This window comes from Niastella vici (genome assembly GCF_002077945.1).
Lineage (GTDB): Bacteria > Bacteroidota > Bacteroidia > Chitinophagales > Chitinophagaceae > Niastella > Niastella vici.
Map to the genome: position 1 here is coordinate 63,825 of NZ_LVYD01000041.1, position 19,302 is coordinate 83,126.

The window sequence follows — 19,302 nt, forward strand, 5'->3', positions numbered from 1 at the left end:
GGTTCAAAAAAAGTCGGCCAGGGTAGGTAGCCTAAAAGCCTGAATAGAAGAAGGTTTACAACGCATTTGCCTTTTCATCTGCTTTTTTTAACAGGCATATTGTCTTATACATCAAAGCGCTCCCCTATTCAACCTTTAGGTTTGAAGGTAATAAAAATGTGTTTTACTATTGCTGATAATCCATTTATCTTAGCCGTTCACAGGCTTTTTTTTAACATTATATGTCGGTACTAAAAACAGCGAGCATGAAGATTGAATCGGTAGTAGTTTTTTGCGGATCAAAGACCGGCAGGAGCCCTTTGTATATGAAACATGCGGCAGAACTCGGCAAGCTGATAGCTGTGCTGAACCTGCGCATGGTGTATGGCGGCGGCAATAAAGGCCTGATGGGCGCTATCGCCGATGCCGTACTGGCCAACGGTGGCAAGGTAATGGGTGTTATTCCCAAGATCCTTACCGAATGGGAGCATCAGCACGAAGGGCTCACTGAATTGTTTGTTGTGCCTGACATGCATACCCGAAAAAAGATGATGTATGAGATGTGCGATGCCGCCATTGTTATGCCCGGCGGTTTTGGCACCCTCGATGAATTGTTTGAAATGCTTACCTGGAATCAATTAAAGATCCACGACAAAAAAATATACGTGTTGAACACCGAAGGGTTTTACAATCACCTGCGGCTGCATTTACAACACCTGAAAAAAGAAGATTTCCTGTACGAGTCGCTCGAAGAGCGCATCGTATTCTGCGAAACGCCTATAGAAATATTTAATAAGATCGGATAATTGTACTCCTAAAACCCGAAGTTATAACCGAAGTTAAAAAAGGCGCGGCTGCCGTAAGGGCTGCGCGTATTTTGCAACAGGTCGTAATTGGCGCTTATCAAAAAATACCCCCTGCCACCCGTGGGAATAGCAGCGCCAACGCCACCTAATAAGGAAGGCACTATCTTGCTATCGAGCTTGATCTCTGAATCTGAACTTAAAGATTTCTGTTTACCCCAGGTATAATTCGCCTCCGGCTGTAATTGTAAAAAGATATATTCAATGGGATATACCCGGCCGAAAATATTCAGGCCAGCTACCCCATATTGTTCTTTATAATCAAGCCATTCATACTTGTAACTGGAATAAATAAAGTTAATACCGGCGCCGGCGGCCAGGTATTTATTAAAACGGTAACCAATTTGCGGTGATACATTTACGAGGGTCGATACATTTCCAAAGCCCAAACCAAAATTACCGCCGAAGAACAGTTTGCTTTTATCGAAACCCTTCTCTTTGGGCTCCTCCGGTTCATCCTGGGCTACAGCCACAGCACTGAACATAGTAAACAAACAGGCGGCCAGTATAATTTTCTTCATAGCGATTTAATTATTGTGCAAGTTAACCGATGTGGTTCGCAAAATACACTACGTGAACTTCAAAAGGTGTTAAGATGTTACTAATAAGGTACCGGTTATGTAACTATTAATCAGTAAGATACGATTAATGGTACAACAGCAGTTTTGTGGATAAATAGTGCTAATAATCAATCACATACATAATCAGCACGCTGCGAACGCCTTATAACTAAGCATTTATATATATCCCGGCCCTACGTGTTGGTGGGTATTTGATTTACCAGGTTTTGTTACTACTTTTATTGTGCCTATCCGTTGAAAGCCGTAAGGATTACCTGTTTGTAGCTTATCACAACACCACAAATCCTTAGAAATTCCCCTCAAACTGGTTAACACTATTTTGAAAAAGTTAATCTAACAAATCCTGTAAAGCCGTTTTGTACCAATTGTAATGCGATTCCAGACAGCCATATGCATGTCCCTGGGATAAGTATTCCAATGCCTGTGCGAACCGAATGTATCCGTATGCCTTATTGAAAACTATAATCCGTTTTCAGCATTTTAACGTACGAGAATGAGAAGATGTATATTGGCTATTGACGACAGCAAAGCGATCAGGTTTTTGTTACATACGGTACTGGGAAAAGATCACCAGGTAGTTACCGCCCCCGATGCCTGTTCGGCCATGTTCTGGCTGGCAAAAAAGAATTTGCCCGACCTGATCATCGTTGACCCACAACTGCCCGATGTGCAGAACTGGGAACTGATCGCAGAATTTTCATCGAGCGCCATTTACCGGGATATTCCCCTGATTGTATTATCATCATTAGATAAGGATACCACGGCCGCCAAATGCCTGCAATATGGGATTGCAGAATATTTCACGAAGCCATTTAATCCGCTTGAACTGAATGAAACGGTAAAGAAAGTTATGAGCAGGGTTGCACCGGTTTCGACCGTGAACGAGTGAAAGCCGGTTAATAGCCGGGAATTGATCAATTAAATTGGACTTCTATGGAACTAACAATTCTACCCACTAAGAAAATTATCGATACATACAAACGCTACAGTTTGCCTGGCGAAAAGGAACCAACTGATATTACCAAGTTGCAGTTCTTCTATATCGGCACCCAAACCCGTAACATTGAAAAGCTCAAAGGATCTTTCGAGTTTGGCTACACCAGCGTTTCGGCCGAAAATGCCATTTTCACCCTGAAACGGCTGTTGAATAAAGCCGATGACGTTACCATCCCAGGCATGATCATTGCCGAGGGCACGCTGGGAACCGAACACCTGGTTGAGCTGCATAAATTCATCTACAGCCATAAGATAATGGCAAGTGTTCCTTTCATTGTTGAAGCAACCGGGTTAACGAAGTCAGCATTGGCCAGCTTCAAACGTTATGCATTTATTGACGACCTGCTGTTCCTGAATGAATTTACAGGCCCTGTGCTGCAGCGTAAGATGAGCTTTCTGCAGCATATGAAACAGAGAAGGTTGCAACAACCCGAGGTTTGCAAGGTAGAAACATCGTTCCCGGCTTACCCCAATGCCCGCACGGTATTGAAAAGAGGGTTAGACCTGATAATATCTTCAACGCTGCTGGCGGTGCTGAGCCCCGTTATGTTGTTGATTGCACTGGCGGTGAAAGTAGATACCGGCGGACCTGTTCTGTTTGGAACCATTCGCACAGGCCGGGGCTTCCGCCTCTTTAATTTGTATAAGTTCAATACGATCATTCAGGATGCAGCCAAAAGGAAGAACGGCGCCGAAATCAGCCGCATAGGCATGTTCCTGCGCAAGACAAACCTCGATGAACTGCCCCTGTTGCTGAACGTTTGGCTGGGTCATTTATCATTGACAGGACAACGGGCGCTGCCATTGTACGAAGCATCGAGACTGACCACCAATACCTGCGCCAATCATTTTCTTTCTGCGGCCGGACTTACCGGTTGGCAGATCCAGAAAACCAGCCAGGATGCCATCCCTGTTGATGCGTCGCTGGTAGCTGATGGCGACAAGAGTGACCTGTTGTACGACATCTGGTTGATGGCCAACAAGCCATCGGCTATTAAAACGAACGCCTGATTTACATTTATATTCTACAGTAGATTTCCCCCGCTCAGCCCGGGGGATTTTTTTTGTTCCCGTCATAACAGTAGCTCCGGTTTTCGGTTCTACCCAAAAAAAATCTCCCCCGATAAAATCGGGGGAGAAATATAGTTGAATCTGGCTGAAAGTATCTTCCAGGTTAGCCTACTGTAGTAGCGCCTTCTACCAGCACGGTAGTTTTATTACCCAGCACTTCTACAAAACCACTCTGGATCTCGTAATAAGCCAGGTGATTGCTTTTATCTTTTAACACTTTTACCCGGCCGCTTTTCAGCGCACTTACCAGCGGAGCGTGTTTATCAAGCACTTCAAACAAACCGGTTATACCTGGCAGTTGAACGCCATACACTTCACCACTGAACAGCTTTTTTTCCGGAGTTAATATTTCGAGATTCATTTTAATAATGTGCTAATTTGATAATAGGATTCTTACCCTTGCGCCTGCGCCAGCAGTTTCTTACCTTTTTCGATGGCATCATCGATGGTACCAACCAGGTTGAAAGCTGCTTCAGGATATTCATCTACTTCACCGTCCATGATCATGTTAAAGCCACGGATGGTTTCTTCGATGGGAACCAGTACCCCTTTCAAACCGGTGAACTGCTCAGCCACATGGAAAGGTTGTGACAGGAAGCGTTGCACTTTACGGGCGCGGAATACGGTTTGTTTATCTTCTTCGCTCAACTCATCCATACCAAGGATGGCGATGATATCCTGTAATTCTTTATAACGTTGCAGGATCAGTTTTACGCGGTTAGCCGTGTTGTAGTGAGAATCACCCACGATTTGCGGCGTAAGGATACGGCTGGTAGAATCGAGCGGGTCAACCGCAGGATAAATACCTAAGTCGGCGATCTTACGGCTCAATACGGTTGTAGCATCCAGGTGGGCGAAGGTAGTAGCCGGAGCGGGGTCAGTTAAGTCATCCGCAGGTACGTAAACCGCCTGAACTGAAGTGATTGAACCGTTTTTAGTTGAAGTGATACGCTCTTGCATCAGACCCATTTCGGTAGCCAGTGTAGGTTGGTAACCTACCGCTGAAGGCATACGTCCCAACAGGGCCGATACTTCAGAACCTGCCTGGGTGAAACGGAAGATGTTATCAACGAAGAACAGGATGTCGCGGCCTTTGCCTTGTCCGTCACCATCGCGGTAGTACTCAGCGATAGTAAGACCACTCAGGGCCACACGGGCGCGGGCGCCTGGAGGTTCGTTCATTTGTCCGAACACGAAAGTTGCCTTTGAATCAGACAGTTCTTTCATATCCACTTTGCTCAGGTCCCAGCCACCATGTTCCATACTGTGGATGAAATCCTTACCATATTTCATAATGCCGGCTTCGATCATTTCGCGCATCAGGTCATTACCTTCACGGGTTCTTTCACCCACACCGGCAAACACTGATAAACCGGAATATGCTTTCGCGATATTGTTGATAAGCTCCTGGATCAATACGGTTTTACCCACACCAGCACCACCGAACAAACCGATCTTACCACCTTTTGCATAAGGCTCGATCAGGTCAATTACTTTAATACCAGTGAATAACACTTCCTGAGAAGTGCTCAGGTTTTCGAATGCAGGTGGTTTACTGTGAATAGGGCGGCCTCCAGCTTTTGGTACGGCAGGCAAACCATCGATAGGATCGCCGGTTACATTGAACAAACGGCCTTTGATAGCTTCGCCGGTTGGCATAGCGATCGCAGCACCGGTATCTGTTACTACCATTCCCCGAACCAGACCTTCGGTACCGTCCATGGCGATACAACGAACGCTGTCTTCACCCAGGTGTTGCTGAGCTTCAAGCACCAGCACTTCACCATTTTGGCGCTTTAATTCAAGCGCATTATAAATTTCAGGGAGTTTTCCTTCAAACTGCACGTCTACTACAGCACCGATGATCTGCTTGATCTTACCAACATTTGGCATATAATAGTTTGATTTTGCGTGAGCGTTTTAGTTATCTGCCTTGATTTTCAGCTAGTTATTAGCCTTTCAAGGCAACATTTTTAATTTCGGCTGCAAAGGTAAGTGAACGACAGATAATTTGGCAATTTAATAGAGAATTTTTACCCGCAGTTCGCTTTATCTGCGAACCGGCAATTGGTGGCCAATTTCTTACGCTTTTTCGTTTTATTTGTACTTTGTAATGTGCACCAGCGAGATATCCTTTTACCGATCATGCAATTAACTGAAGTTTCCACTACCGGCTCAGCCAGCGATTTCATCAGGGTTAATGTTGAACTAAACCAGTCCAACCCAAACTATATCCGCCCGCTCGATAAGGATATAGAAGAAGTTTTCAATCCCGAAAAGAATAAAACCTTCCGCTTTGGCGAATGTACCCGCTGGGTGCTGTACAGCGCCGACGGCAAATGTTTAGGCCGCATCGCCGCTTTTACTAATAAGAAATACAGGAACAAGGGCGATGAATTCGCCGTGGGCGGCATAGGCTTTTTCGATTGCATCAACGACCAGTCGGCCGCCGATATGCTTTTTGACGTTGCCAAACACTGGCTCATCCAACGCGGGGTGGAAGCCATGGATGGCCCTATTAATTTTGGGGAGCGCGACCGCTGGTGGGGGCTGGTTACCGAAGGTTTTCAGGAACCCCTGTATTGCATGAACTATAATCCGCCGTTCTATCGCGAACTGTTCGAAAATTATGGGTTCCGCCCTTTCTTTAACCAGATCTGCTTTGGACTGAACCCAAAGAAAAAGCTCAGCGAAAAACTGCACGAACGGCACGCCAATTACGCCAATCCCGATTACAGGTGCATTCCCATCGATAAAAAACAGTTCGGGAAATTCGCAGCCGACTTTACTTATATATATAATAAAGCCTGGGCCGGCCACGGCGGTTTAAAGGAGTTGAAGAAAGACCAGGTACTGCTGATGTTCAAAAAAATGAAACCGGTGATGGATGAACGCATCATCTGGTTCACGTATCATAAAGAGGAGCCTGTAGCCATGTTCATCAACCTGCCCGACCTGAACCAGTGGTTCAAGTACCTCAATGGTAAATTCAGCCTGTATCACAAGCTGAAATTCCTCTGGATCAAAAAGACAAAGCCCTGTAAAAAATGTACGGGCCTGGTGTTTGGCATTGTTCCGGAATACCAGGGCAAAGGTATCGATGCTTATATGATCGTTGAAAGCGGCAAGGTCATTCAATGGCAAACGCCTTATACCGAATACGAAATGCAATGGATTGGCGACTTTAATCCCAAAATGCTGAATGTAGCAGCCAGCCTGGGCGATACGTTCCGCAGCCGGGTGCTCACCACCTACCGGTACCTGTTCGATCGAACGCGGGAATTTAAACGGCACCCGATGGTGAGTTAAAAGGGCGGGGCGCCGGAAACAATTTAACTGGTTCCGGCGCCCCGGCAATTCTTCCTGAAGCTTACTTCTTACTTCCTTCGCCCAGCGCCCATTGTACGGTTTCCTTTATTCCCTCCGCATACGAAGTAGGCGTAAACTCAAAGGTTTTATTGAATTTGTCGGAACCGAACAGGTAGGGATATTCGTTCTGGTAATTCATTTCTTTCAATTCTTTCATGGGCCGGTTGAACAAGCCCGCTAATGACAGCATCCAGTTTGGTATTGTTGAAACGCCATCCGGTTTTTGCATGGCAGCTGCAGCCTGTTTTACAAACTGCCGCCCGGTTATTAATTCAGGGGCGGTAGGCAAATGCCAGGTTTGGCCAAACGCATCGGGCCGGTTAGCCAGCAGGTACAGGGCTTTTGCCGCATCTGGCACGTAGGTAATGGAGTGCGGCTGATCGGCATTGGCCAGCCATTGTGCTTTCTTTCCTTTTAACAGGTTTTGTATCACCAGCAGGTTGGGAACACTGGTCTTAAAACCAATGGGGCCGTAAAAATCGGCACAGCGGGCAATCAGGGCCTGCAGGTTGCCGGCTTTTGTTTCCTGTAACAACTGCTTGGCAATTGCAGCTCTTACTGCGCCTTTTTTGCTGCAGGGATTGAATGGGGTTTCTTCTGTCATCCAGCCATCCACTTTCCCATACATATACACGTTATCGAAAAAAATAAGCTTTGCACCGGTTTCTTTACAGGCATTGATCACATTGGTCATGATCACCGGCCATTGCACCCGCCAAATGCGAATGTCATATGGCAAACCGATGAGTAAATAAACAATGGAGGAACCTTTTATTGCCTGTAAGGTTTGTTCGTAATTTGTTGCATCGGCGGCAACAGCTTCAACACCGGCAATGGATTTGGCAGTTCTTGAAACCACCCGAACCTTTTCATTGTTCTTTAATAATATCGGTAATAACTGGTCGGCCACTGCGCCTCCGGCGCCAAAGATGGTATGAATGTTCATAGTATAACGATTCTATATTTTTAAGAATGCTTTTAATATATTACTGTGCGCTCAGTTTTGGCGCCAGCAATTTATACAATACCGGTGTTACAATTCTGGTTAACAAAGTTGAGCTTATTAAGCCGCCAATGATCACCAATGCCAGCGGTGAATACAGGGGGTTGTTTTCCATTACCAGCGGTAATAAGCCGCCAATAGCAGTTAATGTTGTTAGAATAATAGGTACAAATCTCGTTTCGCCGGCTTCCTGTATGGCTTTATCAAGACTCATCCCCTGTTTGCGCAGTTGATCGGTATAATCAACCAGCAAAATAGAGTTTTTTACTTCAATTCCAATCAATGCTATCAAACCAATTACGGCCACAAAGGAGAAAGTATTGCCGGTAGCCAGTAACATTAACACCGCGCCAATAATACCCAGCGGGATCACTGAAAGTACAATAAGCGTTCCGCGGAATGTTTTGAACTCGAGTATCAGCACACCCAGTATACCGAATACGGTTATCAGCACAATGGTGCCTAAGCCACCAAAGCTTTCCTTGCTGGCTTCCACTTCCCCCGCCGCTACATAATGCGAATTGGGCGGAAAATGCATGGCATCGAGTTGTTTCACTAGGCCCTCGGTAAGCTTACCGGTATTATACCCGCTTTGAACAAAGGCAGTGGTTACTGTATACCGGTCTTTATCGTAGTGTTTGATGGTCACAGGCGAGGTTTCAAAGCGAATATCGGCCAGCTGGTTCAGCGGAATAGAAGCGCCGGTTACACTGGTTACATATATTTTACTGAACGCCTCATAGGTTTGCCGTTCTGTACGCGGCAGGGTAACCGTAATATTATATTCATCGCCATTTTCTTTTCTGAAAGTGCCAATGTTCAACCCTGCCACCGACATGCGGATGGTTCGGTCAATTTCATGCACCGGCACACCCAGTAAACCGGCCTTTTCTTTATTTACTTTTACGCGCAGATCGGTTTTTAGCGTAGTGAGCTCATTGTTCACATAAATAGTGCCGGGTGTTTTTTTCAGCAGGGCTTCTACCCTGAAGGCCAGGCTACGTAAAGTATCCAGGTCTTCGCTGAACAGGCGGATAGCAATAGGCGCCTCCACCGGTGGGCCCTGCTCAAAATCCTTTACTTCAATTTTCGCATTGGGATAATTTTTAAATTTCGTGCGCAGCTGATCGATCAGCTTTCTTTTTTCAGCCGGCGGCGTTTCTTTCAATTGCACAAACAATTGCGCATAATTGCTTACCTCGTTCTGCGGCACTACGTTGTAATATATGCGTGGGTTACCCCGGCCTACATTGGTAGCATAATTTTTTAGCTCGGGTATATTGTTGATCTCCTTTTCAACATAACGCGATACCTGGTCGGTTGCCTGCAAACTGGTACCCAACGGCGTTTCAATATTGATCAGGAACATCGGTTTTTCTGAAGCAGGAAAAACGCTGAACCCAACAACCGGCACCAATGCCAGCGCTCCCACAAAGATGGCCAGGGCTACCAGCAGGGTGGTTACCGGCCGTTTAATAGCGCTGTTCAGCAACCGGCGATACGAACCGCCAATGAACTTTTTCAATCCGCGTAAGAACAGGTTGCCTTCGGGGTTTTCATGATTGCTCAAAATACGGCTCGAGAGGAATGGTACTATCGTCAGCGAAACAAACAACGAAGCCAGTACCGTGGTAACTACCGCAGCCGGCAAGCTGCGGATAAAATCACCTGCCCCTTCAGGTAAGAACATCAACGGCAGAAAGGCAAATATCAGGGTAATGGTACAGCCTATTACCGCCAGCCCAATTTGTTTGGTGGCCGCCATGGCTGCTTCGCGTTTGCTGTAGCCGAGGCGCAAATACCGTTCAATATTTTCTACTACAACAATACTGTCATCTACCAGCAAACCCAATGCAACCACCATACCTACAATGCTCAGCTGGTTAATGGTAATGCCAAACAGATCGAGTAAGAAAAGCCCGATGGCCAGCGACAGGGGTATAGAGATCATCACTACAATGGAAGCCCGCACACCCAATGGCAACAAGGTCAACAGTACCAGGAAGATGGCAATGGCAAAGTCGCGGGTAAAACCACCCAGCCGGGTACGAACGCTATGGGCATTATCAAAACTTTGTTCATAAGCAATGCTTTTGGGAAGGTCTTTCTGGAATTGCGCCAGTATTGGTTTTATTTCCTTTTCAACAGCAAATATGTTGGTGCCCATTTTACGGCTGGCCGTTACAAATACGCCGCGTTTCCCATTCAACCTGCCTATATAGGTTTGTTCTTCATAATTGAAACTCACGTCGGCTACATCTTTTACATACACCAGTTTTCCACTCGCATTGCTGGCAATGGTGTTTTTTATTTCCTCAATGTTTTTATAATCCCCACTGGTCTTTATGTTGAACTTCTTCTCCCCTATTTCAATACTGCCACCGGGAATGTTTACATTTTCGCTTTGAACAGCGCCCAGTACTTTATTGAGCGGAATGTTGTATTGCGCCAGTTTTTCCAGTTGCAATGAAATGCGTACCTGCTGTTGCGGAAAAGCCCAGTTGTCGACATTCTTTAATGATTTAACTTTCTCGAGCCGCTCTTTCAGGGTCTTACTCCATTCTTCGAGGTCTTTATAGGGCGTTGTTTCGCTCAACAGGGCTATCTGCAGAATGTTTACATCACTGGGACTGAATTTCAGGATATTAATGTCGGTAATATCCTGGGGCAGCTCCGTCTTCAGCGCATCTACCTCCCGAACTATATCCTGGTATTTTTTATCGGCGTCGGTTTCATATTTGAATTCAACCTGTATCACCGCCAAACCATCATCGATGCGGCTTACGATGCGTTTGATATCATCGAGCTCGTTCATTTTTTTCTCAACCGGATCAACCACCAGTTCTTCCATATCTTTCGGACTGGTACCGGGATAAACCATTACAATGCTGAAGGTTGGCGCCTGAAAGTCGGGGTCTTCGCCCCTTGGCATATTCAGCAGCGAGTTAACGCCTATTGCGATCAGTGCCACAAACACGATGAGTGTGAACTGATAATTTTTTACTGAGAAGTCAGTTATTTTCATAACAGCCTGATTTGAATTTGTAACTTTTTAATACACGAATGAAGGAAACAGGAGTTGGTATTTTGTAACAGCCTGGTTGTACCATTGCGACAACACGGCCAGCAATTCATCACTTATTGAAGTATGTTCTTTCATAAACTATTATTTTATCACTTTCACTAATGATTTATCTGTCAGGTATCCCACGCCTTCGGTTATAACTTCCCGAACACCATCGAGCCCGCTTACAATAGCCGCTTTGTTGTTTTCCAGAAAAGCAATGGTGACCTTGTTTTTGACAACTGTTTTTCCATCGGGGTTTACAGTGTATACAAAACCGGTTTTATCATTTGCTTCGGTAAGCGCTTCAACCGGCACCAGGGTAACGGTTTGTTCACCTACGGGCTGTAACCGGATGGTTGAAAACAAACCGGCGGCAAAACGGGCCCCGCCTGGCAATACTTTTACTTCAATTTCATAGGTGCCACTGGCGGCATCGGCGCCCTGGGCTATTTCGGTAATGATACCTGAAAAGGTTTTATTGGGGTAGGCATCTATGTCAACTGACGCCTTATCGCCTTTCTTCAGCACGGCCCAATCTTTATCTGATACTCCAAAGCGCACCACCCAATCGCTGCCGGCTGTGCCATTGAAAACAAATACGGTAGCCCCTGCACCAGCCAGTTCGCCTTCATTCATTAGTTTTTTAAGTATGGTGCCGCTTTCGGTGGCGCGAATTTGTGCGTACTGTTGGTTAAAGCGGGCAATGCGCAGGCTCTCTTCTGCCGTCTGCAGCTGGGTAGTGGCGTTCTGTACCTGCTCAAGCGTTGCCACGGTATCGTTATACAGGTTTTTTACCCGATTCACATCGCGTTGTACTTTTTCAACAACTTGCGATGCCTGCTGAACCTGTGCATTGATCTCGGTAAGATCGAGCGTTGCCAGCAGTTGGCCCTTCACAACATGATCGCCTTCTTTAACATAGACCTTTGAAATAATTCCATTTATCTTGAACGATAGCCGGGCTTCGGCGGTAGAGGCCATAGCGCCTGAATATTTTAGAACCGGCGCGTATTGCGCAGTGGTGACCGGCTGCACCTTTACAGCAATTTCATCTTCGGTTACAGGGGCTGCCTGTGAATGGCCATTGCAGCCAGTAAATACAACAGCAGTAGCTGCGATCAATAAAAAGGTAAGGGGGAAGAATATGCGTTTCATCTTAAAAGATATTAATGTTGATGAACAAAGATTTTTATAAAGTGTGGGGATCTGCTCCTTAGAAAGGATTTAGGGATTTGGCGATTTTTCGCAAGGTTCAAATCAAAAGAAATCTCAAAATCCAAAAATCTAAAAATCAGAAATCTAAAAGTTATAGGTGGCAGTGACCCGTTCCAGTTCGGCAGCGCAGGTTAGCACTGCCAGTTGGGCAAGCGAATGATTTAACCGCGCATTGGTTAACTGGGTGCGTGCATCTATCAATTCTATCTGCAGGGCCTGCCCTTCCCGAAACCGCCTTTCAGCAAAGCGATAGGTTTCCTGCGTGCTTTCCACTTCATCGGCCCGCGCCTGCATGGTTTGTATAGCCGACCGGTAATTGTTTGCGGCCGTGCGCACCTGAAGGGTCAATTGCTGTTCCACATCCTTGTATTGGGTGTGGAGTGCATCCAGATCAAGCTCCGACTGGCGGATCCTGTATTTATTATCATTTGCTTTGAACAGGTCCCATTTGAATTGCAACCCGCCTAACTGGTAAAATTGATCGCTGTTGAATTTAAAACCATAACCCTGATAACCGATATTATAAAATGCATTGAGTTTGGGTATCAGGTACGAACGGTTCATTTTAATGCTGGTACCCACTACCTTTTGTGCGCTTTGCAATTTGGCAAGCTCTTCGCGGCGTGCCGGTACATCTACCCCCGTTGTAAGGTTGGTATTCACCTGTTCAAACAGCGTGCTATCGGTGCTTACCGGTGCATCGAGCGACAGGTTCAACAGGCAATTGAAATACGCAGCTGCATTTAATTGCTGATTGGTGGCGGTGATCAGTGAAGCCTTTACCTGGCTTACCTGTGCTTTTGCCCGCATCACCGTTTCTTTGGTGGCCATGGCATTCTGCATCAGCTTTTCGCTTACCCGCAGGTTTTCACTGGCAAGCGCCAGCGCATTATCATAGATGGCTACTGCTTTACCGGCCTGCAGGTACTGGTAGTAGGCTTCCTTTATATTTTTTACCAGTTCGCGTTTGTAAATATCAACGTCGGCCCGTTGCGTTTCAATCAATTCCTTTTTAATGGCTTTATTATAATGAATATCGGCGTTCACCAGTGGCAGTGATACCTCCAGCCGGGTGTCGTGAAAGTCGTTTGGCAAAAAGGCGATCTTTTGATTTTCAACCTGCGGAAATTTGCTTGCGCCGGTTATTTGATTAAGCGTTGAATAAACATTGTTCAGCAGGTCGCCAATGGGAATATCCTGCGTGCGGCCACCGCTGGCCAGGGTATATTGCGAATTCAGGCTGGCTTGCGGATAGAACAATGTTTTGGCCCGTTTAAGATCGAGCTCTGCCTTTTGCAGGTCGAATGATTTCTGGTGCAGGGCCAGGTTACCTTCCAACCCCGCTTTTACATAATTATCCAGGGTTGTTTGCGCAGCCGCCGGATAGGCAAAAAAGCTCCCTGCAACCCCGATAAGCATCGGAATTGATAGACTTCTTTTCATAAGTCAATGGTTTTAAATTATATTGTAAATATTATTAACAGCGTTAAGTAATAATGTAAAAAAAAACCGCTTAGGTTTTATTGCCCGACGCATCGAGCACGTTCAGTAACCAGGTCAATCCTTTGTTCATCATAGGCACCATTTGATCGCGGGGTACCAGTTTATCGAACCGGTCGCGAATGGCCAGCGAAACCATACCATGCACCATACTCCAGATAGCCAGGGAAATAGCATTTACATCACCCTTTTCGATCAGGTTTTTATCCATACACTCCTGAATAGTGTCTTTAAGCCTGCCCAACGTTTGGTCGCCGCTTCTCCATTCACACTTCTCATTAAGACCTTCCAGGGCTTCCATAGGGGCTTTCAGAATAAACATCAATTCATAGAATGCCGGATTTTCAAGACCGAACTGCAGGTAGTACTCGCCCATTTTGGCCAGACGAACGAGCGGATTTTTTATTGTCCACAGATCGGTAGTATATTCTGCCATTTTTTGAAATCCCATTTCGTGCAGGTTGAACAGGATCTCATTCTTATCTTTAAAATAGAGATAAACCGTAGTTGGGCTGTATTCTATAAGGTCGGCGATCTTGCGCATGGACACATTTTCGAATCCCTGTTCCATAAACAGTTTCATGGAAGCATCCAGTATTGCCCTCCTGATCTCCTGCTTTTGCTTTTCTTTCCTTTCCGATATGCCCATAATAACTTTATTAACGACACAAATATACTTAACACCGTTAAGTTTCCAAACAACGAAGCCACTATTTTCAAATATTCTTTTCCATCATTTATTTTCCGGCTCCCGGGACACCTTATAACTAACTGATCTGCTATACCTTAACAGATTAAACACATTAGTGAGTTGCCCTATTAGTAAATCACTACATTGACTTACATTTGCGACATATCATGGATAAATTCATTGTTTCAGCCCGGAAATATCGTCCGCAAACCTTTGATACGGTTGTAGGACAAGCCCATATTACCACCACCCTGCAAAATGCGATCAAGAACCACCACCTGGCGCATGCCTTTTTGTTTTGCGGTCCGCGTGGGGTGGGTAAAACAACCTGTGCCCGTATTCTGGCTAAAACCATCAATTGCGACAAGCCCAGTGCAGAGGGGGAAGCTTGCAATGAATGTCCATCGTGTGTGGCCTTTAATGAAGGCACTTCGCTGAATGTTTTTGAACTGGATGCTGCCAGTAACAACTCGGTGGAAGACATTCGGTCCCTTGTAGAAAAAGTAAGATTTGCCCCCGAACCCGGTAAACATAAAGTATACGTGATTGACGAGGTGCACATGCTTAGCTCCTCGGCCTTTAACGCCTTTTTGAAAACGCTGGAAGAACCACCTTCCTACGCCATTTTTATTTTGGCAACCACCGAAAAGCATAAAATTCTACCCACCATCCTCAGCCGATGCCAGATCTTCGATTTCAAACGCATCACCAACAACGATACGGTAGAACACCTGGAGAGCATTTGTAAAAAAGAAGAGATCGATGCCGAGAAGCCAGCCTTACAGATCATTGCCCGCAAAAGCGAAGGCTGTATGCGTGATGCACTCAGTATTCTCGATAAAATTGTAAGCTTTACCAGCGGTACTGTTACTTATCAAAATACCCTGGAGCACCTGAACATTTTGGATGCAGACTACTATTTTAAATTAATAGACTGTATGCAGAACCAGGACCTGGCCGGCGCTATGTTATTATATGATGATATTGACCGCAAGGGTTTTGAAGGCGATATGGTACTGAACGGGTTCTCTGAATTCATTCGCAACCTGCTGGTATGTAAAGATGAAAAAGTAGCCGGTCTGCTGCAGGTTGTAGAAAGCTTTAAAGATAAATATATAGCCACCGGACATAAAACACCGGCAGCCTACCTCATCAGCGCCCTGAATATTTTAAACGAGGCCGAGATCAATTTCAAAGGCGCCCGCAACAAACGGCTGCATACCGAACTGGCCATTATAAAATTAACCTACCTGCAACAGGCACTTGAACTGGCTGCCACCGGCGACGGGGTTGGTAAAAAAAAACTAGTTGAAGGAGCCCAGTCGGTAGCTTTCCGTAAGCTGGGCATGGTAGAAGATAAAAGTAAGAAGGCAGAAGCAGTAAGTACAAAGCCGGAAACAGGTAATTTGCAGCAGGCGCAGCAGAAACCGGAAGCCGCCAATACGCCACAGGTACAACCCAAACAGGTAACTGAATATAAAACTCAACATACAGAAGCCAGGCTTATCATAGAAGACCCCGCAACTGATTATATCAGTCCCGAAGAAGAAGAGCAGAATTATATAAATGCCATGCAGGGGAATTCAACGCCGGTTCAACCCCAGTCAGCCAACACACAGCAAGGCGGGGCCGGTAAATCTAAATTAGGTACACTGGAATCGATCAGGCAAAAATATGCCAATAAACAGGCCGGCAACGCCAACCCCATCATTCCGCTCACCGATGAAAAGCTGCAGGAACACTGGGCCAACTTCACTCAAAAATTAAAAGATAATAAAAACCCGGCCTCGCAATCGTTCGTTATGGCCCGGTTAATTATTCACAGTGAAAACATGTTCGAGATCTTGACCAATAACAATCTTGAACAAAAATTCATTGAAGGGGAAAGGCGCGAACTTTCTGATTACATGCAAACCATGTTCAATAACCGCACTGTATTATTCACCATAACCGTTACCGATAATCCGGTAACGATGGAGCCTACCGAGCGGCCCCTTTCTACAAAAGAACAATACGTGAAAATAATTGAACAATACCCGTTAGTGAATGAGTTGAGAAGTAAACTGAAACTCGGGTTCGATTAACGGGTTCCGGCCTAATTCAAATACGGCAGCTGCGCCTGCAACAGCCCTTTGAATTTCCTGAAATTGAATTTATTGATGGCCGACCAGCTTTCATTAATGATGCGGTGCAGTTCGTTTAGTTCATCGTTCAAAAACTCTTTACCGGTAAAATAAGCATAGTCCTTATGCTGGAATTGCTGTATTTGTTCTTTCAATACGGGTGAATTATCAAATGCCCCGGCTGTCATCCATTTGCCCAGCAATACTTTCAGGGTTGCTTCCTGTGTTTTCAATTGCCGGATGATCTCCCCCACCTGTTCAAGCGAAACACCCGAATGATCGTAAACCGGTTCTAACCCCTGCACCATCGCCTGGGCATGTTTTAAATAATAGTCGGCATCTTCCTGCTGGTTAAAATATTCAAGATACCCGTTCTTCAGTTCCTGGGCTTTGGCAGCATCCTGGGCAGGAACATGCTAAAAAAGCTGGAGTCATAAAACACGCAGGCATTTACTTCTGGCGACAGGTAAATACGTTTGGGGAAATGGGTTTGCGTATCGCGGGTAAGCTGTTTAATAAAGGCAAATAACCGGGGATGGTCGGCCTCTTTGATCTCAACAATGCCCGAGCGGTCGTACCGCGACACCGAAAAAATGAATTTCACCAGGAAAATCAACACCATTACACCCAGGCCAATGAGACCAATGCCCAACATCAGCGTTATAAACCGGGGCAGGGCAATAATGAGGGCAATGCCGCCATACACACAGGCAATGGTCAACAACACCGACAATAATATTAGTAAAATATATACTATAAAGAACAGCACCACAGAACCCATTACGGTGGATACCTCCTTTTTAAAACTGCGGGAAGGATCTGTAATTGTCAATGGTACATTTTCAGGCGTTTCGGGATAAACTAAAACAGGGGTTGGCATATGAATGTTGATATAATAAGGTTCTTAAAAAAACGAATATTTTTGATTATTTCAAATGAGCGGGAGTTATATTATTAAAAATGAAAAGAAATGATTATCAGCCCACCAGGCAGGTAATTGGGCCTTTTTCCCCTTCCTCCGGGGCCGGAACCCTTATCTGACAAAAGGCACAGGGTTAAATTTTCCAATTGCTCATTTTGCTGTAATTTCGACCACTCAAATCGAAAAAATCAGAAATATCAAATAAGAAATATTTATGGCTGAAGTGATCTTAATGCCCCGCCTGAGCGATACCATGACAGAAGGCGTGATAGCGGCCTGGCATAAAAAGGTAGGCGACAAAGTAAAGAAAGGCGACTTACTGGCAGAGGTGGAAACCGATAAGGCAACCATGGAACTGGAAAGTTATAAAGATGGCACCCTGCTTCATATCGGCACACAAAAAGGGGGAAAATTACAGGTTAATGATCTGTTAGCCATTATTGGTAACCCCGGTGAAGATATCAGCTCCCTGATTGGTGGTGGTGGCCAGAAAGCCGCTGCAGCCGCTGCGCCTGCCAAAACAGAAGCCCCTGCCCCAGCCAAAGCCGAGGCACCAGCCGCAAAACCCGCTGGCGAATCACTCGACCTGGCCAATATGCAGGAAGTGATCCTGATGCCGCGCCTCAGCGATACCATGACGGAAGGTGTAATTGCCGCCTGGCATAAAAAAGTGGGCGACACTGTGAAAAAAGGCGATCTGCTGGCCGATGTGGAAACCGATAAGGCTACCATGGAGCTGGAAAGCTATAAAGAAGGTAAATTATTATATATCGGTGCACAAAAAGGTGATAAGGTTCCCGTAAACGCCCTGTTGTGCATCATTGGTGATGAAAAGAAAGTAGATGTTGAAAAGATCGTAGCTGCCGCCAAAGGTGGTGTTAGCACCGGTGCTGCCAAAAGCCAGCCCGAAGCTGTTGCACAAACTACACAAGCTGCCAGCGCACAAACTGAAACCGCTGCCCCTGCTCATGGTACAGGCAATGGCCGCGTGATCGCTTCTCCCCTCGCCAAAAAATTAGCTTCTGAAAAAGGTATTGATATTAACAAAGTTGCCGGTTCGGGTGATGGCGGACGTATCATTAAAAGAGATATCGACAATTACACGCCTGCTGCCGGTGGCCAGGCCCCTGCAACAGCTGCCCAAACTGGTAAAGCAGCCCCTGCAGTTGCCGGTCAGGTAAGCTTTGAAGATGTACCTGTATCGCAAATGCGCAAGGTAATTGCCAAACGCCTGTCTGAAAGCAAGTTCACTGCTCCTGAGTTCTACCTCACCATGGAAATAAACATGGATAAAGCGGTAGAAAGCAGAGCCAAGCTCAATGATATTTCACCGGTTAAGATCTCCTTTAACGACATGGTGTTAAAAGCCTGCGCAATTGCACTGAAACAACACCCCAAAGTGAACAGCAGCTGGCAGGGCGATACCATTCGCGTTAACCATCACGTGAATGTTGGTGTGGCAGTGGCAGTTGAAGAAGGATTGCTGGTACCTGTTGTACGTTTTGCCGATCTGAAATCATTATCACAGATCGCCACTGAAGTAAAAGATTTCGCGAAGAGAGCAAAAGATAAAAAATTACAACCCAGCGATTGGGAAGGAAGCACCTTCACGATCTCAAACCTGGGTATGTTTGGAATAGAAGAGTTCACCGCCATCATCAATCCACCCGATTCATGTATCCTGGCTGTGGGCGCTATTAACCAGGTTCCCATCGTAAAAGACGGACAGATCAAGGTTGGTAACATCATGAAAGTTACCTTAACCTGCGACCACCGCGTAGTTGACGGCGCTACCGGAGCTGCCTTCCTGCAAACCCTGCAGGGCTTACTGGAAGAACCGCTGCGCATGCTGGTGTAAGTTCAACAATTGTAACCTTATATAGAAAAGGTCCCATGTTAAGTGTGGGACCTTTTTTTATTTT

The 19,302-nt window shown here is 45.8% G+C and carries 16 protein-coding genes; 6 read left to right on the top strand and 10 right to left on the bottom strand.

Translation table 11 applies throughout. The annotated features are described in order from the left end of the window. Positions 1 to 245: 245 nt before the first annotated feature. Complete coding sequence (locus A3860_RS09890; RefSeq protein WP_245843506.1) at positions 246 to 785, top strand: LOG family protein; 540 nt, start codon at positions 246 to 248, stop codon at positions 783 to 785. A gap of 8 nt (positions 786 to 793) precedes the next feature. On the opposite strand, the gene A3860_RS09895 is transcribed toward A3860_RS09890, so the two are convergent. Next, positions 794 to 1,363 (bottom strand): hypothetical protein, encoded by a 570-nt coding sequence (locus A3860_RS09895; RefSeq protein WP_081146516.1) that lies wholly within the window; start codon positions 1,361 to 1,363, stop codon positions 794 to 796. A 553-nt stretch (positions 1,364 to 1,916) separates the two neighbouring features. On the opposite strand from A3860_RS09895, the gene A3860_RS09900 reads away from it, so the two are divergent. Together A3860_RS09900 and A3860_RS09905 are read left to right on the top strand one after the other, a co-directional pair. Continuing rightward, positions 1,917 to 2,312: a response regulator gene (locus A3860_RS09900; RefSeq protein WP_081146517.1), complete on the top strand. Its 396-nt coding sequence runs from the start codon at positions 1,917 to 1,919 to the stop codon at positions 2,310 to 2,312. A gap of 44 nt (positions 2,313 to 2,356) precedes the next feature. Beyond that, positions 2,357 to 3,430 carry a sugar transferase gene (locus tag A3860_RS09905; protein WP_081146518.1) on the top strand — a complete coding sequence of 358 codons (1,074 nt, stop codon included), beginning with the start codon at positions 2,357 to 2,359 and terminating at the stop codon, positions 3,428 to 3,430. A gap of 163 nt (positions 3,431 to 3,593) precedes the next feature. Here the strand turns inward: A3860_RS09905 and atpC are convergent, their stop codons facing one another. Together atpC and atpD are read right to left on the bottom strand one after the other, a co-directional pair. Continuing rightward, the gene (gene atpC, locus A3860_RS09910; RefSeq protein ID WP_081146519.1) at positions 3,594 to 3,851 is read right to left on the bottom strand and encodes an ATP synthase F1 subunit epsilon; all 258 of its coding nucleotides are present in this window, start codon (positions 3,849 to 3,851) and stop codon (positions 3,594 to 3,596) included. Positions 3,852 to 3,883: 32 nt separating this feature from the next. Continuing rightward, positions 3,884 to 5,383, bottom strand: coding sequence for a F0F1 ATP synthase subunit beta (gene atpD, locus A3860_RS09915; RefSeq protein WP_081146520.1), 1,500 nt, complete (start codon positions 5,381 to 5,383; stop codon positions 3,884 to 3,886). Positions 5,384 to 5,635: 252 nt separating this feature from the next. Between atpD and A3860_RS41055 the strand changes: the two genes are divergently transcribed. Then, positions 5,636 to 6,799, top strand: a complete 1,164-nt coding sequence (locus A3860_RS41055) for a hypothetical protein (RefSeq protein ID WP_081146521.1) — start codon at positions 5,636 to 5,638, stop codon at positions 6,797 to 6,799. Positions 6,800 to 6,860: 61 nt separating this feature from the next. On the opposite strand, the gene A3860_RS09925 is transcribed toward A3860_RS41055, so the two are convergent. From A3860_RS09925 to A3860_RS09945, 5 genes are all read right to left on the bottom strand, one after another. Beyond that, positions 6,861 to 7,805, bottom strand: a complete 945-nt coding sequence (locus A3860_RS09925) for an NAD-dependent epimerase/dehydratase family protein (RefSeq protein WP_081146522.1) — start codon at positions 7,803 to 7,805, stop codon at positions 6,861 to 6,863. A 40-nt stretch (positions 7,806 to 7,845) separates the two neighbouring features. Further along, a complete protein-coding gene (locus A3860_RS09930; protein ID WP_081146523.1) occupies positions 7,846 to 10,887 on the bottom strand; it encodes an efflux RND transporter permease subunit in 3,042 nt (1,013 codons plus the stop codon). A 141-nt stretch (positions 10,888 to 11,028) separates the two neighbouring features. Further along, complete coding sequence (locus A3860_RS09935) at positions 11,029 to 12,084, bottom strand: efflux RND transporter periplasmic adaptor subunit (protein WP_081146524.1); 1,056 nt, start codon at positions 12,082 to 12,084, stop codon at positions 11,029 to 11,031. Between the two features lie 144 nt (positions 12,085 to 12,228). Then, positions 12,229 to 13,587, bottom strand: a complete 1,359-nt coding sequence (locus A3860_RS09940) for a TolC family protein (RefSeq protein WP_081146525.1) — start codon at positions 13,585 to 13,587, stop codon at positions 12,229 to 12,231. 70 nt (positions 13,588 to 13,657) lie between these two features. Next, positions 13,658 to 14,293 carry a TetR/AcrR family transcriptional regulator gene (locus A3860_RS09945; RefSeq protein WP_081146526.1) on the bottom strand — a complete coding sequence of 212 codons (636 nt, stop codon included), beginning with the start codon at positions 14,291 to 14,293 and terminating at the stop codon, positions 13,658 to 13,660. 209 nt (positions 14,294 to 14,502) lie between these two features. Between A3860_RS09945 and A3860_RS09950 the strand changes: the two genes are divergently transcribed. Continuing rightward, complete coding sequence (locus tag A3860_RS09950) at positions 14,503 to 16,419, top strand: DNA polymerase III subunit gamma/tau (protein ID WP_081146527.1); 1,917 nt, start codon at positions 14,503 to 14,505, stop codon at positions 16,417 to 16,419. An 11-nt stretch (positions 16,420 to 16,430) separates the two neighbouring features. On the opposite strand, the gene A3860_RS09955 is transcribed toward A3860_RS09950, so the two are convergent. Continuing rightward, on the bottom strand, positions 16,431 to 16,766 hold the full coding sequence (locus A3860_RS09955) for a hypothetical protein (RefSeq protein ID WP_081146528.1): 336 nt from the start codon (positions 16,764 to 16,766) through the stop codon (positions 16,431 to 16,433). A gap of 68 nt (positions 16,767 to 16,834) precedes the next feature. Beyond that, entirely contained in the window at positions 16,835 to 17,338 is a 504-nt protein-coding gene (locus A3860_RS09960; protein WP_081146529.1) for a M48 family metalloprotease, read from the bottom strand. Between the two features lie 256 nt (positions 17,339 to 17,594). Here A3860_RS09960 and A3860_RS09965 point away from each other — a divergent pair, with 256 nt between their 5' ends. Continuing rightward, positions 17,595 to 19,238, top strand: a complete 1,644-nt coding sequence (locus tag A3860_RS09965; RefSeq protein ID WP_081146530.1) for a pyruvate dehydrogenase complex dihydrolipoamide acetyltransferase — start codon at positions 17,595 to 17,597, stop codon at positions 19,236 to 19,238. Positions 19,239 to 19,302: the final 64 nt, after the last annotated feature.